Genomic DNA, 13,789 nt, shown 5'->3' with positions numbered 1-13,789 from the left:
GAATTCACCAACGAAGTGAAAGCCTATCTCGCCCGGAAGAATGAGGAATCCAATTCGATCAACTGGCAGTTCACCAACGAAAAAGCCCGCATCAAACTCAAATCACTCTATCCAACAATTTGAATTTCACGAGACACTAGTGAGGAGATTGCGGCGATCTTCATGGAGCTGCACGCCATGGCGTTCCGTGGCATTGTCCTCAGCATCGCCAGCCTGGCCTACCATTGTCTCGGCTTCTACCCGGGATGTCCGCGCGGCAAGGCGCTGGCCCTGCTGCGCCACCTGAGGGACAAGGGACCACTCACCCGCCGCGAGCTGCAACGCCACACCCAATCCCTCAACGCCGACGAGCGCGACAAGGTGCTCACCCGCCTCGCTGCCGAAGGGCTGGTCGTGATGAACGGCAACAAGGTGACCGCTGTTCCACTGGCTGAGTTTATGGAGGCCCTCTACGCCCGTCCGGAGTTTCTGTAGCGGGGGCGGATGGTGGCAGACCCGGGAGTGTGAACGGTCGGTGGTGCGGCTGACCCTGGAGAGGGAACAGGGAGGCAATGCGAGCTGTCATGCCCCTTCAACGGCGGCGAATCCCATGTAGTATAAAGAATGGAGAGCCTTTGAGGTGCGCAAATTTCACAAACTGTCATGCTCATGAGCCCCCATTTGCCGCAGAGCCTGAAAACACCCGCTGACAACGCCGACAACACTGCCATCAGCCGCGCGGCCTGCTGCGACGTGGTGCGGGTCGGCGGACGGGGGGTGTTTCTCATTCACCGCGTAGGCGGATTTCAAAATTTATGACCTCCTGGAGGAAGAACCCCTTGATCACCATAGTCTCTAAAAGGATTTTGATGACACGCTTTGAACAAGTCCACGACAGAAAGGAAAACGAGAAGCCGTCTGATAGGGGCAGCATTCGGGCAATTGCGATTTTCCATCCCCAACAAAAATGAAGCCTTCCAGCTCCCTAAGTCGTTGACTTTAAGCATGGTGGGTAGAGATGGATTCGAACCAACGTAAGCTTACGCTAGCAGATTTACAGTCTGCCCCCTTTAGCCACTCGGGCATCTACCCATTCCGCTTGCGCGGGGCGGAGGTATGAGGATCGATACCGGATCTGACAAGAGGAATTTCACCCTGACAGGACATTTTCTCGGAATTGCCGGGATGGCACCGCCACCGCTCCCCTTTCAAGCCCTCATGGCCGTGGCGGATTTACGCAACTCCATCACCGTGAGCGGCGGGACGTTGAGCAGGCAGAGGTCGCTGCGCGAGAGATCGAAAAGCTCGTGTTCGGAGATCTGCAGCGAAAACTGATAAGTGATGAACACGCTTTCCGGGCCCATCGCCAGCGAGATGTTGGCGAGCAACTTCTCGCGCAGTTCGCGCTCCATGATGGTGAAGGGAATGCCCGAGACGATGTAGTCGGGATTGGAAATGCCCATCTTCGTCAGGGTTTCAGCCAAGCACAAGGCGTCGGTGTGCACCACGGTCACCCGCTTGTCGTGGACGAACTGTTTTTCCAAGTGCGCGGCGAAATGATCATCCAGCTCGATGAGCACGAGCCGCGACTCCGCGTTCATCCGCCGGACGATCTGGCGGGTGTGGCAGCCCTCGCCGGGACCGAGTTCGATGACCACCCGCGGCTTGGAGAAATCAATACGCCTCGCGGTTTTGCGGGTCAGAAACCCGGAACTCGGGACGATGTAGCCGACGCGGATCGGGTTCGCCAGGACGCGCTTGAAGAAAAGGAGGCTCATATGGAGGTGACGCCGGAGTAAAGCCGCGACCGGGCCGCAGGTCTAGCACGAGATTCAGGAGTGAGTCACCCGCTGCGGACATCCGCGCCAGATTGATCCGGCCAAAGCGTCCCAAGCGCGACAATAGTTCCCGTTTCGAGAGGGGCTCAACTGACCGGTCGCAGCTCAAGGAATTTTATTTTCCATTGATTTAGAGTAACTTGAATCAATCGCCACCCACTTCGCATGAATCCTGCGAAAGGAAGGTTGGAAATCCACCCCGCCATCCGGCGAGGTGGGATCCGCGTCATCAAAACAACCAAATCACCAACCAATCCACCGTCATGAACTTCATCCAAAGATACCAACCCACCTTGTCGTGGGTGAGCGAGCTGGACCGGCTCTTCGACCAAAGCTTCCGCAATCCAGCCTTCACCCTTGGTCCGCGCGAGGCATTCCACGAGTCCGACAACGCTTGGATTCTGCGCTTGGACCTTCCCGGTTTCCGCAAGGAAGACATCAAGCTGACGATGAACGACCACACGCTCCAAGTCGCCGCGGAATCCCCTGCCGACCGGCCTTTCAGCGGGAAATTCGAAGGCCAATGGCGGCTCGGTGACGAGGTCGATGCCGCCGCGATCTCCGCCCATTTGGAAAACGGCGTGCTCGAACTGACCCTGCCGAAAAAGCCGCAGGCCATTGCCGCGCCCACCCTCATCCCGATCCAATAAATCCGAACCCTAACTCCCTAAAATCATGAATGCCTGCATGACCCCCAGCGACACCGCTCCCACCGCGGAGCAGAAGGAAATCGTCCAACGTCCGTATTTCCACGCGGAGGAGGACGAAAACGGCGCGAGCCTGCAAGTCGCCTTGCCCGGAGTGCGCAAGGAGGATTTGAAACTCACGTTCCACGAATCCAGCCTGATGATCGAAGGCAAACGCAGCGACGGGGTTCCCGAAAACTGGAAAACCCTGCGCGACACCAATCCGGCCCAGAGCTACGGTCTCAATATCCGTCTCACGTCCCGTCTTGACGGCACCAAGACCACCGCCTCGTTCGAGGAAGGAATCCTGACGCTCAAAGTGCCGGTCAGCGAGGAAGCCAAGCCGCGCGTCATCGAGGTGAAGTGAGCTCGGCACCGCGTGGAGCTCTGCTTGCGGGATTTTGATGGAACAACAACCCCTCGGAAAAATTTCTCAAATTTTCCCGAGGGAGCCCCGCTATTTGTCCCACCCCCGGTGCTTGAATGGAGGCGTTATGAACAACGCCCACACTGAAATCGTCTTCGTCCTCGACCGCTCCGGCTCCATGCAGGCGATGGTCGAGCCAGCCATCAGCGGCTTCAACCGCCTGCTTCGAGAGCAGCAACAAGTCCCCGGCCACGCGCGGTTCACGCTCGTGCTGTTCGATGACCAATACGAGCTGCCGTTCCACTCGGTGCCGATCGCGGAGGTCGTGGAACTCGACACCTCCACCTTCGTCCCGCGCGGCAGCACGGCGTTGCTGGACGCCATCGGCCGGACCATCGACGACCTCGGCAGCAAGCTCGCGGCGACGCCCGGGAAGGATCGCCCGGGCCAGGTGATCATCGCGATTTTAACCGATGGCGAGGAGAACGCCTCCACCCGTTATTCCTGGGAGGCCGTTGCGAAACGCATCCGCCATCAGTCGGAGAAATACCAGTGGCAGTTCCTTTTTCTGGGAGCGAACCAGGACGCCATCGCCACGGCCGGGAAAATGAGCATCCAGGCTAACAACACCACGAACTTCGCGATGAGCGAGCATTCCTACACCTCGTCCAAAGGAGCGCTCAGCCGGAAAATGAGCGCCTTCCGCCGCAGCAGCCAGGGTGATACCGACGCCGCCACCGTCCACGATGCCGCCGCTCCGCTGGAAACCCTGCGTGAAGAGGAGGAACGCAAGGACGACGGGAAATAATTTCGCCCCCGCGAAAGTTCCCCGCGTCGCGCGAGCTGGTGGATTGCACCCGGCCTTAGCTCATGACATCGCGGCGCGGGGATCAATTTTGCTAGATCAGGGGTTCGGTGCGGCGCTGGCGCCTTTCGAAAAGCACGGTCTCGCGATAGCCCGCCGCCCTGGCGATTTCGATGGCTTTCGGGAAATCCCGGGCAACCTCGCCGGGCGCGTGCGCGTCCGAGGAAATCACCAGGCCGATGCCGGCGGAGCACGCGAGTTCCAAAAAGCGCGGCGTCGGATAGGCTTCGCCACACGGCTTGTGCCAGCCAGCGGTGTTGATTTCGATGACGCTGCCGGCCGCAGCGATGGCGTCGATGACCGGCTCGTAAAAGCGGTCAAGATCGCCGGCGGGGACATGGGAGAATTTTTTCACCAGATCCGGGTGGGCGAGAATGTCGAACGCGCCGCTGTCCGCCATTTTCGCATAGGTTTCCCAATAGTGCGTCCAGACGGCGTCCACGTCGCTTTCCGCCCAGCGGCCGAGCCACTTCGGGTTGTCGAAATCCCAGTCGCCCAGGTAGTGGACGGAGCCGATCAGATAGTCCCAGTCGTGGCGGGCAGCGAGTTCGGCGATCCACGGTTCGCAGCCTGTCAGCCAGTCGCATTCCAAGCCGGCGCGGACGGGAATCCGGCCTGCGGCTTGGGCGCGGGCGCGCTCGATCCAGCGGAAATACTCGGGAAGTTCCGCCTCGGCCATCCGCCAGTCATCGAAGGGTTCGGGGATTTGTGGCGCGTGGTCGGAAATCCCATACTCGCTGAGTCCGGCTTTCACCGCTCCCTCGATGAAGGCTTCCGGCTCGCCCTCGGCGTGGCGGCAAAGCGGCGTGTGGGTGTGATAGTCGGCGGGCACTTGCGTATTTCGGGATGAATCGGGTTGAAGCGACGAGAGAAGCCATACTAGAGTCCCGGCACGCTGCAAGCGCCAGAGTTTCCATGTCCGACATTTCCCCAGAGCCCGCCACGGGCAATTGCGTCACCCGCTACCTCCTCGACCAACTCCGCCACCATCCGAAGCGGGTGGTTTTCACCGAAGGCGAGGACATCCGCGTCATCCGCGCCGCCGCCCGGCTGGTGGCGGAAGAAGTGGTCGCGCCGATCCTGCTGGGCAACCGCGATCGCATCCGCGCCCTTGCCGCGAAACATTCCGTTTCGCTGAAATTCGTCCACATCATCGATCCCCCGCTCGCCTCGGACTTCGGGCTGTTTTGCAAGCGGGTGGAAAACATGGCCCGCTACCGGACCATGCAGATCGGCGATCCGGCGGAAATCGTCGCCCGCCCGCACTATTTCGGCGCGCTGATGGTCCAATACGGCCAGGCGGACGCGTTGGTCGGCGGCAACCAGGCGCTTCCCGCGGCCTATTTCCGTGCGCTGCTGCAAACGATCAAACCATTGCCTAACGTCCCGAAAATCTTCGGCGTGACGATTTTGACCGGCGATCACCTCAAACATCTGGGCGGAAGTGGGATCTTGTTTCTCGCGGATTGCGGACTGAACCCGAACCCCGACGTCGCCGAGCTGGCGGCGATCGCCTTGGAAACCGGGAAACTGGCGCACCATTTCCTCGGACGAAAAGCCTTCGTGGCCATGCTCAGCCACTCGACGAAAGGTTCCGCCAACACGCCGGACGCCCAACGGATGGCCGCCGCCACCTCGCTGGCGCGGGATGAAGCGTTGAAGCAGTTTCTGGACATCGGCATCGAGGGCGAGCTCCAGGCGGATGTCGCGCTCGACCCCGAGGCCTCGGAAACGAAGCTTCCCGCCGCGGAAGCGCGCCCGACGGCGGACGTGTTGGTTTTCCCGAATTTGGACGCGGCCCACATTTCGCTGAAGCTGCTCCAGCACGTCGCCGGAGCGCAAAACTACGGCCTGCTCATCCTCGGCCTGTCCCGCCCCGCGGCGCAAGTGCCGCGGACGGCGACGGTGGAGACGATTTTCGGCACCGCCGCGGCCATCGCGGTGGAAGCCATCAAGTTCCACCAGCTTTACCCCGACGGGGAGGTCTGAGAAGGCCGGGGCCCGGTCGCGCGGGATTTGCGGAAAATCCGGCCGATAGTTTCGTTAGATTGACGCCTCAGCACGGGTGCGCTACTGGTGCGGGGTGATTATCATCCGGAGTTTATTGATCCTGTTCATCGCCCTCGCGGGCTTGGCAAACGCCCAACTCTCGGCATCTCTCAAACTCTCCAAAAAGCAATATCTGGCGGGCGAACCCGTGATCGCCGTCGTCACCATCACCAACCACTCGGGCCGCGAACTCACTTTTACCAGTGACGGGCGCACGCAATGGCTCGATTTCATCCTGAAAGACAGCCGCGGAGAATCCGTCACGCCGAAGGGCCGCACCCTGTTTGGAAGGATGACGATCCGTGCGGGAGAATCCCTGGCGCGCGAGATCGATCTGGGTCAACATTTCCAACTGAGCGAGCCGGGCAATTTCTCGGTCGGAGCGCTGGTCCACATGCCCGGGAGCACGGTCGAAGGCTCATCCACCGGCCGGGTATTGTTCACGCAAAGCCCCGGAGTGCCATACTGGTCCCAAAAGGTCGGCATTCCCGGCAGATCCGGCATGACCCGGGAGTTCCGCGTCCTTAATTTCAGCGGTGACGAAAAAGCCCAGATCTACGCCCAAATCATCGATGGCCGGACCGGCCAGAATGTCAGGACTTTCCTTCTCGGCGATGTCCTGATGCTCCGGAAACCGCTTGCCACGGTGGATCGCCAACAACGCATGCACGTGATGTTCCTCGCGACTCCGACGATGTGGGTCCACTACCAAATCGATACCGACGGCAAGGTCGCGGAGCGCCAGATCCATCAGCGCGGCAGTCAGGGAGACCCGCAATTGCTGACCTTCGCGGATGGCAGCGTTCGTGTCGCCAACAGCATTCCCTACGACCAAAAAGCCGCCGCCGAAGCCAAGGCAAAGATCCGCAAGGCATCGGATCGCCCACCCGCCGGATACTGACTCCCTTTTGCTCGGGTGGATTTCATAAAGAATCAGAAATTGGCTTTACAATTTTCAAAAAATATCAAGATATCCTAATTGTTTTACGAACTTACTTTTCATCCCATGAAAATCATCTTTCAATTTCTCGCGCTGACGGCTTTGTGCGGCCTCGGCAGCACGGTGGACGCCGCGAGTTTCCGCACCGTGGTGATCGACGCGGGCCATGGCGGCCACGACAACGGCGGCCAGTGGGGCCGGGTTTATGAAAAGCACCTCGCCCTCGACACGGCGGCCCGGCTTGAAACCAAGCTGAAAAGCCTTGGCTATCAGACGGTGATGACCCGCCGCAGCGATTATTTCATCTCGCTGCCCCAGCGCGTCAGCACGGCCAACCGCTACAAGAACGCGATTTTCGTCAGCATCCACTACAACTACACTTGGAAGCAACACGTCAGCGGACTGGAAACCTTCTATTCCACCGAGGAGGGCAAACGCCTCGCCCAACTCGTCCAAAGCAGCTTGATTCGCCGGACGCGGACGGTGGATCGCAGCGCGAAATACGCGCGTTTTTACGTGATCCGCAATACGACGCTGCCCTCCATCCTCGTCGAGGGCGGCTTCGTCAGCAACGCCGAGGAACGCGACCGCATGAAATCCGGTTGGTTCCGCGAATCGATCGCCCAGGGAATCGCGGACGGCATCCAACGCTACCGCCGCGGCTATTAAATTTGAAGACACTGCTGGGAAAGCGGTGTAGATCTCCCTATGGCCGCAATCACGATTGCTGAAACGCGGGCCATTGAGGTCTCAGCCGTGACCGCAGGTTGGTCCGAGGAACAACTTCTCAATCGGGCCGGTGTGCGGCTCGGACGCGCGATCGGCTGCTATTTCCCCAAGCCCGGCAATGTGGTCGGCTATCTTGGGAAAGGCCACAATGCCGGAGACAGCTTGGTGGCGCTGCGAATCCTTCGCGACGAGTTTGGCTGGAAAACAGCAATCCGCAACGCCTATCCGGTCGAGGAATGCGCTCCCCTCACCCGCAAAAAATGGCAGGAACTCGGCATCGAGACTCCTTTGGATCAAACACCCGGCTGGCGCGATCTCGCAACACCGCTGTTGTTATTGGACGGACTTCTCGGCAGCGGCACGAGCGGGGCGTTGCGCGCGCCACTTGTCCAGCTCGCCGGGGAAATGGCGGCGCTCCGGCAGCATGCGGGAGCTCGCGTCGCAGCCGTCGATTTACCTTCAGGAATCGATCCTGATTCCGGCCGGATTTCCCAGGACACCGTCATCGCGGATGTCACCTTCATGATCGGCAACGCCAAACGAGGGCTGCTCTGCGGCCACGCCGCAACCGCCACCGGAGCACTCGCCTTGGTGGCTGTCGAGCCACTCACCGTCACCCGTCCGGGGGACTTTGAACTCATTTCGCCACAAACACTCGATTGCGGGAAATCGCCGCGCCCGTTCGATTTTCACAAAGGCCAGGCTGGACGAGTGGCTATCCTAGCGGGTTCCGCAGCCTACACCGGAGCCGCGGCCCTCGCCGCCACGGGGGCCCTGCGCGGTGGTGGCGGGCTGGTGACCCTTTTCGTTCCCAACGCCGCCCGGGACACCATCTCCGCGAAATGCCCGCCTGAAATCATCGTCCGTGGCTTTCACGATCCCCGGGAATTGTCGGCGTTTACGTTCGATTCATGGGTCATCGGCTGTGGATTGGGCGAAATGGACACGCCGATGGCGGAAGGCCTGCTGGATTTGATTGCAAACTCCCCCGCCCCGGCCGTCCTCGACGCGGATGCCCTGAACCTCATCGCCAAATCGGGGAGAACCGGGATTTTCAGGGAAAACCACCTTCTCACTCCGCACTCGGGAGAATTCGCGAGACTCGCCCCTGACCTCCGCGATTTGCCGCGGGAAGAAGCGGCACGGCGATTTGCCGACCGTGTCCCCGCCACCCTTTTGTTGAAAGGCTGCCGCACCATCGTCACCCGCCAAGGCCAGCCGCTTTGGTGCAATTCCACCGGCACTCCCGGCATGGCGACCGGCGGCCAAGGCGACTTGCTGGCCGGAGTCATCGGTGCCCGCCTGGCCATCGGCGACTCCCCCGTGGACGCTGCCGCGCTCGGCGCGTGGCTCTGCGGGCGCGCTGCCGAAGTCGCCTTGAACCAAGAAAACCTGTCCGAGGAATCACTCGCGCCAAGCGATGTCCTTCATTTCCTCGGCGCCGCCTTCCGGGATTGGAAATCCTCCCGCCGCTAGGAAATCCCGCAGTCCGAGATTTCCTCCGCCTCGTCCTTGGCGAGAATCCGGTCGATCAGGAACGGCCCGAACGGCAGCAGCGAAGCCACGAAGGCGAGCACCGATTTCCCAAACGACAGCCGTCCGTTCACCAGAGCCATCAGAATCGCCAGGCAATAGACGATGAAAAGGATCCCGTGAATCCACCCGGGCCATTTCACCGCGGCCGGCATGCCCGCCAAATATTTCAGCGGCATGGCCACGCCCATCAGAAGAATGAACGAAACGCCTTCAATCGTCCCGCAAATCCTCACCCGCCCCACCGTGGTTTTCCAATTCGGCATGCCGTTAAAAACGATTCCTTCCTGCATCTCGCAATTACAAAAAAAACCAATGGTCTCCGGGTGGAAAACCATTGGTCGTGAAGTTTGAAAATGCCTGCGATCAGTTGACCGCCACGGCCGAAGTGCCTGTCTCACCCGTGCGGATGCGGATCGCCTCTTCAACGTTGGAAATGAAAACCTTGCCGTCACCAATCTTGCCGGTGTTCGCGCTCTTCACGATGGCCGAGGCCACGCCGTCCGCCTGCGCGTCGTCCACCACGATTTCGATCTTCACTTTCGGCAGGAAATCCACGGTGTATTCGGAACCGCGGTAGATTTCCGTATGGCCCTTTTGACGACCGAAGCCCTTGACCTCGGTAACTGTCATACCTTGCACACCCACCTCAGCGAGGGCCTCTTTAACTTCTTCAAGCTTGAATGGTTTGATGATCGCTTCGATTTTTTTCATAGTTGGGCAGGATTGGTGATGAAAAGTAAAAGCAAAGAGCGTGCCAATTCACCGCCTCTTTCATTTATTTTCTGCACCGAACTTATCCATCGCACGCGCCGCTGACGAGAGGAAAAGCGCCTCCCCGCCAAAATCATCTCACGCCGCCGCGGACCAACTCGACCCGAATCCGCAAATCTTTGCCATTGCCAACCCGCCGGGGCTTTGCTCATTTAACCGCCTCATGGCCAATCCGACTAACGTGCTCTCCAGCGGAATCGAAATCACCGGTTCCATCCGCTTCTCCAACGACATGATCATCGATGGAAAAATCGACGGTGAGATCACTTCGGACAAGGGCCGCGTGACCATCGGCGAAAACGCCGTGATCAAGGGCGACGTAACCGCCGGCGAAGTGAAGGTTTACGGCAAGGTCGAAGGCAAAATCACCTCCCAGCGCTGCGAACTGAAGGACAAGTCGAAGATCAACGGCGACATCAAGTCCAAGGTTTTCTCGATGGAAGAAGGCGCCCAGCTCTCCGGCCGCACCGACATCGGCGGCTGAGGCCGGGCCGTTCGGATCAATGCGTGGTGCGGACTCCCAAACGGAAGAAGCCGCCGTTTTGCGCGGCGGGAAACAGCGGGTATTCGACGCTCACGGCTTCGACCTCGCCGTCATCGGCGAGGACAGTCGGAGTGGCCGCGCTGTCCGTCCAATTGACCAAGTCTCCACTGAACTGCGGGGTGTAGACCAGACCGGTTCCGGCGGCGTCTTTCCGGCGGATGTAAACGACCCGGAAATCGGTGCCGTTGATGGAGGCGTGACACCATGGTGACGGCTTGCCGCGCTTGGCCAGGATTCCACCGGGAATATCCGCTTCCACGAAACCGCCGTCATTGACGTTCGGATTCAGACCGAAGGCGAATTCAAGAAAGTTGGAAAGCCCGTCGGAGTCGGAGCCGTCCGCCGCATCGTTTGTATAACGGCTCAGCCCGTTGGCGATCTCGTAGGCATCGGACATGCCGTCCCCGTCGCTATCCCCCGCACCTTGCTTGGTGATGGTGAAGTTGTCGGGAGTGGCACCGCCGGACTGGACGAAAGTGCAGGTGAGAGAGTTGCCGTTCACGTCAAGGTTGACCGTGCCGACGTTGTTATAGGAAACATACATGGCGCTGTGATCGATGGCTTCCGCGCCCTTCAGACCGGACATGCCCGCGGTGTTGTAAACCGCGCCGAAATGATCGCGTGGACCGGTGAGCGGCTTGATGTAGGCGCCGTCGGGCGAGATCACCATGCCTGCGATGGTGGCTGTGGCGGTGGTGCCAGCGAGATCCGCGCGGAGCCAGGTGGCCATCGGGCCATCCTCGTTCACGCCGGTGGTGGCCGGATTATCGACCGTGGTGACGCTGGCTTGGGAGTCGAGGCAGATGAAATGGATGTTTCCATAGTCGAAGCTGTAGTAATAGCGCGTATAAGTCGTTAGACCGGTGAGTCTCACATCGTGATCGGTGCGGGCGGCGGACTCGTCCGTGAACTGGTTCAACGCGTCCGGGGCAAGACCGTAGCGGACCCGGCCGACGATAGATTGGCTGCTGCGCCAGCGGACGACGATGCTGTTGTGACTCGCGGAATTGAGATAAGGGCTGCGGGTGAGCGTACCGGACGCCCCCGCGAACACGGTGATCGGCACAGCTGCGGAGGTGCCGACATTGCCATCGTTGTCAGTCGCGCGGGCGGTGAGGCTGTAATCGCCTGCCGCGAAACCGGTCCATGCATACTCGTAAGGATTCGTGGTGTCTTCACCGAGCTTGATGGCATCCTGGTAGAACTCCACCTTGGTGACAGAGCCGTCCGAATCCGAAGCCGTGGCAGTGAGGTTGATGGTGTCACCGAGATACCAAACGGAGCCGTTTTCCGGAGCAGTCAAGGTGGCGACGGGTGTTTGACCGATCGGCACGGCGATACTGAGGTTATCCAGTCCAAGAATTTGGTCGGGTGATTGAGTTTGCGCATTGTCATCCACCCAGCGGAAGAGCACGGTGGAATTGTTAGCCAGCGCACTGCTGAAAGTAACGAGGGCGGGTGCCGTCGTGGTCACGCCAACGGAGTTCGGAACGGTTGTGATCGTTGGATTGAATGCCGGAAAATTCGTCCAGGTGCTGCTTTTCACGGTCGTGGTGGTCGATGCGATGGGCGTGGCATTGGCGGTGCCACCGCCTGCGCCGGTTGCGATGACGCTTGTCGTCCAATCACCGCTGTCACCGGCGATGGCGTGAAAAGTCCAGCCTGCGGGAGCGGTGACGCCTGCCGTGCCCATGCCGTCTAAATTCCCCGAGTAGGTGCTGGCAAGATCGACGGCTTGCGCGAGGATGGACGCGCGCTTCTCCATCCAAGGTTCCGGCCGCGGGGCGGAGCGCTGCATGGCGTCCAAGCGGGAAAGCGCGGAGTCATAACGGCCCGCGTTCAGCTCCACTTCGAGGATCTTCAGCTGGAGCGACGGGATCGGGCCGAGGCGCTTCACGCCAGCCTCAAGCACCCGCACCGCTTCGTCCGCCAACCCGCCGCACGCGAGCGCCTGCGCCACTTCAACAACCAGGTCCGGCTGGGCCTCGGGATTAGCCGCGAGGGCGGCGCGTAAATCATCCAGCGCCTCCTTGTCCATGCCGAGCTTGCTCTCGACGCGGGCTCTGGAAGCCAGACCACCCCAATGGCCCGGCGTCTTCGCGAGAAACCGATCAAGCGCGGATTTGGCGGCCCGGAAATCTCCCTGCTGGTCGAGAATCCGGCCCTGCCACCACAGGACGGGAAACCCGCCGGGAGCGTGTCGTTCCGCCTATTCGAAATCCAAGGCCGCCGCCGCCCAGTCCTCATGCTCGAATTCCAGGACGGCCCGCTGATACCAGAGACCTCCGCTCAGCGGCTGTTCCGCCAGGCGTTCGTCCACCCGCGCCAGCAGCGAGGAGTGGGTGCCATGGGCCGCCGCCGGGATGAGCGGAGCCAAAATCATCCCGATAGATCCGAGCACCCAAACTCCCGCCCGGGGCGGTCCGAGGCGGGAACGTCGTGTCGTCAGGAGTTTCATGAGGTGGCGGGAAATCGAGTCAATTACTTTGATAGAGGCGCTTACGGCCCGGTCGTTTTCCACTCGCGGATGACCGAGACTTTCACGGAGCCCTGGCCGCGTGCGGCGAGGCCGCCACCGCCGCCGGATTTGGTGCTCTGGATGGTGTCGGTTTCCTCACGCAGGATGAGCGGATAGATGAGCGACAGCCAGAGTTTGCCGGACTGGATGGAGACGTCCTCGTCGGTGAAATTGCCCTCGAAGTCCGTGAACTGCTTGCGGCTGAAATGCCCGGTGACGGCGAAGACGCCGCAGGGATGACCGTTGACCGCCTCGATGGATTCAAACGTTAGATCAAGGGAACCCTTGGCGTCTCCCGTCACCAGCAGCGGCAGGGACTCGCCGGAAACCGCGAGCTTGTCGCCGATCTTGAATCGTCGCTTGCCGAACCAGAGGGTCCGGGGCGCCAGCGCGTTTTCGACAAGGAGCGAATCAAAGACCGTTGCGAGTTGCTTGGAAAGAGCGGCGGCGCGGAACCCTTCGCTGTCGTCGGATTTCCATGCGCTGCCGGAATTGCGGAAGACCCGCGGCTTGGACGGCGGGGCCAATTGCTTGACCGCGGGCTGCTTGGATTTGTCGGCTCCCTCGATGACGGGCTCGGCGAAGGTGGATTGCTCCAAGGTGTAGCGGACCAGGCTGCCGGCGCGCTCGAGCTTGGTGACGGTGGTTTGGGTGCCTTTGAGGACCTGGGCGTGACTCTCGATGGCGGACGCCTCGAAGGAGCGGATGGACAATTCGTGGCGGCGCGTGGTTCTGACTTCGATCTTCCCGGGAAGCGGCAGGTCCTTGCGGAAAACGAAGCCCTCGGGAGTTTCATCGACGAGCTTCTGGAGCGCGGGATCGGACTGGATGTTTCCGGAATCGCCCGCTTTCTTGGCGATCTGGCCCTCCACCGCGGACTTCGCCTTGTTAGCGAGATCCTTTGCCTTGTCGCAGGACGACGAGACAAGGCCGAGCAGCACGATCGTTAGGACATTGGATTTCATGG

Annotated in this window: 17 protein-coding genes and 1 tRNA gene; 10 read left to right on the top strand and 8 right to left on the bottom strand. The window is 60.6% G+C overall.

The window, feature by feature from the left end; all coding sequences use genetic code 11:
* Positions 1-177: 177 nt before the first annotated feature.
* Positions 178-474, top strand: a complete 297-nt coding sequence (locus tag AC4DF4_RS07155; RefSeq protein WP_490047427.1) for a hypothetical protein — start codon at positions 178-180, stop codon at positions 472-474.
* Between the two features lie 511 nt (positions 475-985).
* Here AC4DF4_RS07155 and AC4DF4_RS07150 read toward each other — a convergent pair.
* Together AC4DF4_RS07150 and AC4DF4_RS07145 are read right to left on the bottom strand one after the other, a co-directional pair.
* Positions 986-1,071: transfer RNA gene (locus tag AC4DF4_RS07150), tRNA-Tyr, on the bottom strand.
* Positions 1,072-1,187: 116 nt separating this feature from the next.
* The gene (locus AC4DF4_RS07145; protein ID WP_490047426.1) at positions 1,188-1,757 is read right to left on the bottom strand and encodes a class I SAM-dependent methyltransferase; all 570 of its coding nucleotides are present in this window, start codon (positions 1,755-1,757) and stop codon (positions 1,188-1,190) included.
* A 323-nt stretch (positions 1,758-2,080) separates the two neighbouring features.
* Between AC4DF4_RS07145 and AC4DF4_RS07140 the strand changes: the two genes are divergently transcribed.
* The 3 genes from AC4DF4_RS07140 (at position 2,081) to AC4DF4_RS07130 (ending at position 3,678) form a co-directional block, all read left to right on the top strand.
* Positions 2,081-2,467 carry an Hsp20/alpha crystallin family protein gene (locus tag AC4DF4_RS07140; protein ID WP_490047425.1) on the top strand — a complete coding sequence of 129 codons (387 nt, stop codon included), beginning with the start codon at positions 2,081-2,083 and terminating at the stop codon, positions 2,465-2,467.
* 25 nt (positions 2,468-2,492) lie between these two features.
* Positions 2,493-2,870 (top strand): Hsp20/alpha crystallin family protein, encoded by a 378-nt coding sequence (locus tag AC4DF4_RS07135; protein ID WP_490047424.1) that lies wholly within the window; start codon positions 2,493-2,495, stop codon positions 2,868-2,870.
* A 127-nt stretch (positions 2,871-2,997) separates the two neighbouring features.
* Positions 2,998-3,678 carry a vWA domain-containing protein gene (locus AC4DF4_RS07130; RefSeq protein WP_490047423.1) on the top strand — a complete coding sequence of 227 codons (681 nt, stop codon included), beginning with the start codon at positions 2,998-3,000 and terminating at the stop codon, positions 3,676-3,678.
* A gap of 91 nt (positions 3,679-3,769) precedes the next feature.
* Here the strand turns inward: AC4DF4_RS07130 and AC4DF4_RS07125 are convergent, their stop codons facing one another.
* The gene (locus tag AC4DF4_RS07125) at positions 3,770-4,567 is read right to left on the bottom strand and encodes a histidinol-phosphatase HisJ family protein (RefSeq protein WP_490047422.1); all 798 of its coding nucleotides are present in this window, start codon (positions 4,565-4,567) and stop codon (positions 3,770-3,772) included.
* A gap of 83 nt (positions 4,568-4,650) precedes the next feature.
* Between AC4DF4_RS07125 and AC4DF4_RS07120 the strand changes: the two genes are divergently transcribed.
* The 4 genes from AC4DF4_RS07120 (at position 4,651) to AC4DF4_RS07105 (ending at position 8,929) form a co-directional block, all read left to right on the top strand.
* Entirely contained in the window at positions 4,651-5,724 is a 1,074-nt protein-coding gene (locus tag AC4DF4_RS07120; protein WP_490047421.1) for a phosphate acyltransferase, read from the top strand.
* 76 nt (positions 5,725-5,800) lie between these two features.
* Complete coding sequence (locus tag AC4DF4_RS07115; protein ID WP_490047420.1) at positions 5,801-6,685, top strand: hypothetical protein; 885 nt, start codon at positions 5,801-5,803, stop codon at positions 6,683-6,685.
* Positions 6,686-6,790: 105 nt separating this feature from the next.
* Complete coding sequence (locus tag AC4DF4_RS07110) at positions 6,791-7,393, top strand: N-acetylmuramoyl-L-alanine amidase family protein (protein WP_490047419.1); 603 nt, start codon at positions 6,791-6,793, stop codon at positions 7,391-7,393.
* 39 nt (positions 7,394-7,432) lie between these two features.
* Complete coding sequence (locus tag AC4DF4_RS07105; protein ID WP_490047418.1) at positions 7,433-8,929, top strand: NAD(P)H-hydrate dehydratase; 1,497 nt, start codon at positions 7,433-7,435, stop codon at positions 8,927-8,929.
* Here AC4DF4_RS07105 and AC4DF4_RS07100 read toward each other — a convergent pair.
* A complete protein-coding gene (locus AC4DF4_RS07100) occupies positions 8,926-9,177 on the bottom strand; it encodes a DUF3817 domain-containing protein (RefSeq protein WP_490047428.1) in 252 nt (83 codons plus the stop codon). The two genes, AC4DF4_RS07105 and AC4DF4_RS07100, sit on opposite strands and share 4 nt — an antisense overlap.
* Here AC4DF4_RS07100 and AC4DF4_RS07095 point away from each other — a divergent pair.
* Entirely contained in the window at positions 9,164-9,340 is a 177-nt protein-coding gene (locus AC4DF4_RS07095; protein ID WP_490047429.1) for a hypothetical protein, read from the top strand. The genes AC4DF4_RS07100 and AC4DF4_RS07095 overlap by 14 nt on opposite strands.
* A gap of 12 nt (positions 9,341-9,352) precedes the next feature.
* On the opposite strand, the gene AC4DF4_RS07090 is transcribed toward AC4DF4_RS07095, so the two are convergent.
* Positions 9,353-9,700: a P-II family nitrogen regulator gene (locus AC4DF4_RS07090; protein ID WP_490047417.1), complete on the bottom strand. Its 348-nt coding sequence runs from the start codon at positions 9,698-9,700 to the stop codon at positions 9,353-9,355.
* A gap of 223 nt (positions 9,701-9,923) precedes the next feature.
* Here AC4DF4_RS07090 and AC4DF4_RS07085 point away from each other — a divergent pair, with 223 nt between their 5' ends.
* Positions 9,924-10,244 (top strand): bactofilin family protein, encoded by a 321-nt coding sequence (locus AC4DF4_RS07085; protein WP_490047416.1) that lies wholly within the window; start codon positions 9,924-9,926, stop codon positions 10,242-10,244.
* A gap of 16 nt (positions 10,245-10,260) precedes the next feature.
* Here the strand turns inward: AC4DF4_RS07085 and AC4DF4_RS07080 are convergent, their stop codons facing one another.
* From AC4DF4_RS07080 to AC4DF4_RS07070, 3 genes are all read right to left on the bottom strand, one after another.
* Positions 10,261-12,342 carry an Ig-like domain-containing protein gene (locus AC4DF4_RS07080; protein WP_490047415.1) on the bottom strand — a complete coding sequence of 694 codons (2,082 nt, stop codon included), beginning with the start codon at positions 12,340-12,342 and terminating at the stop codon, positions 10,261-10,263.
* Positions 12,343-12,513: 171 nt separating this feature from the next.
* Complete coding sequence (locus tag AC4DF4_RS07075) at positions 12,514-12,762, bottom strand: hypothetical protein (RefSeq protein ID WP_490047414.1); 249 nt, start codon at positions 12,760-12,762, stop codon at positions 12,514-12,516.
* A 41-nt stretch (positions 12,763-12,803) separates the two neighbouring features.
* Positions 12,804-13,787 (bottom strand): hypothetical protein, encoded by a 984-nt coding sequence (locus AC4DF4_RS07070; protein ID WP_490047413.1) that lies wholly within the window; start codon positions 13,785-13,787, stop codon positions 12,804-12,806.
* Positions 13,788-13,789 lie beyond the last annotated feature (2 nt).

The organism is Luteolibacter sp., assembly GCF_058122085.1.
The sequence above is the reverse complement of the archived record's forward strand: the minus strand, read 5'-3'. Positions and strand labels throughout refer to the sequence as shown.

Coding starts and splice junctions, on each gene's coding strand:
- AC4DF4_RS07155 (WP_490047427.1), top strand. CDS start 178: ATGGCGTTCCGTGGCATTGTCCTCAGCATCGCCAGCCTGGCCTACCAT.
- AC4DF4_RS07145 (WP_490047426.1), bottom strand. CDS start 1,757: ATGAGCCTCCTTTTCTTCAAGCGCGTCCTGGCGAACCCGATCCGCGTC.
- AC4DF4_RS07140 (WP_490047425.1), top strand. CDS start 2,081: ATGAACTTCATCCAAAGATACCAACCCACCTTGTCGTGGGTGAGCGAG.
- AC4DF4_RS07135 (WP_490047424.1), top strand. CDS start 2,493: ATGAATGCCTGCATGACCCCCAGCGACACCGCTCCCACCGCGGAGCAG.
- AC4DF4_RS07130 (WP_490047423.1), top strand. CDS start 2,998: ATGAACAACGCCCACACTGAAATCGTCTTCGTCCTCGACCGCTCCGGC.
- AC4DF4_RS07120 (WP_490047421.1), top strand. CDS start 4,651: ATGTCCGACATTTCCCCAGAGCCCGCCACGGGCAATTGCGTCACCCGC.
- AC4DF4_RS07110 (WP_490047419.1), top strand. CDS start 6,791: ATGAAAATCATCTTTCAATTTCTCGCGCTGACGGCTTTGTGCGGCCTC.
- AC4DF4_RS07105 (WP_490047418.1), top strand. CDS start 7,433: ATGGCCGCAATCACGATTGCTGAAACGCGGGCCATTGAGGTCTCAGCC.
- AC4DF4_RS07095 (WP_490047429.1), top strand. CDS start 9,164: ATGGCCACGCCCATCAGAAGAATGAACGAAACGCCTTCAATCGTCCCG.
- AC4DF4_RS07100 (WP_490047428.1), bottom strand. CDS start 9,177: ATGGGCGTGGCCATGCCGCTGAAATATTTGGCGGGCATGCCGGCCGCG.
- AC4DF4_RS07090 (WP_490047417.1), bottom strand. CDS start 9,700: ATGAAAAAAATCGAAGCGATCATCAAACCATTCAAGCTTGAAGAAGTT.
- AC4DF4_RS07085 (WP_490047416.1), top strand. CDS start 9,924: ATGGCCAATCCGACTAACGTGCTCTCCAGCGGAATCGAAATCACCGGT.
- AC4DF4_RS07080 (WP_490047415.1), bottom strand. CDS start 12,342: ATGGACAAGGAGGCGCTGGATGATTTACGCGCCGCCCTCGCGGCTAAT.
- AC4DF4_RS07075 (WP_490047414.1), bottom strand. CDS start 12,762: ATGAAACTCCTGACGACACGACGTTCCCGCCTCGGACCGCCCCGGGCG.
- AC4DF4_RS07070 (WP_490047413.1), bottom strand. CDS start 13,787: ATGAAATCCAATGTCCTAACGATCGTGCTGCTCGGCCTTGTCTCGTCG.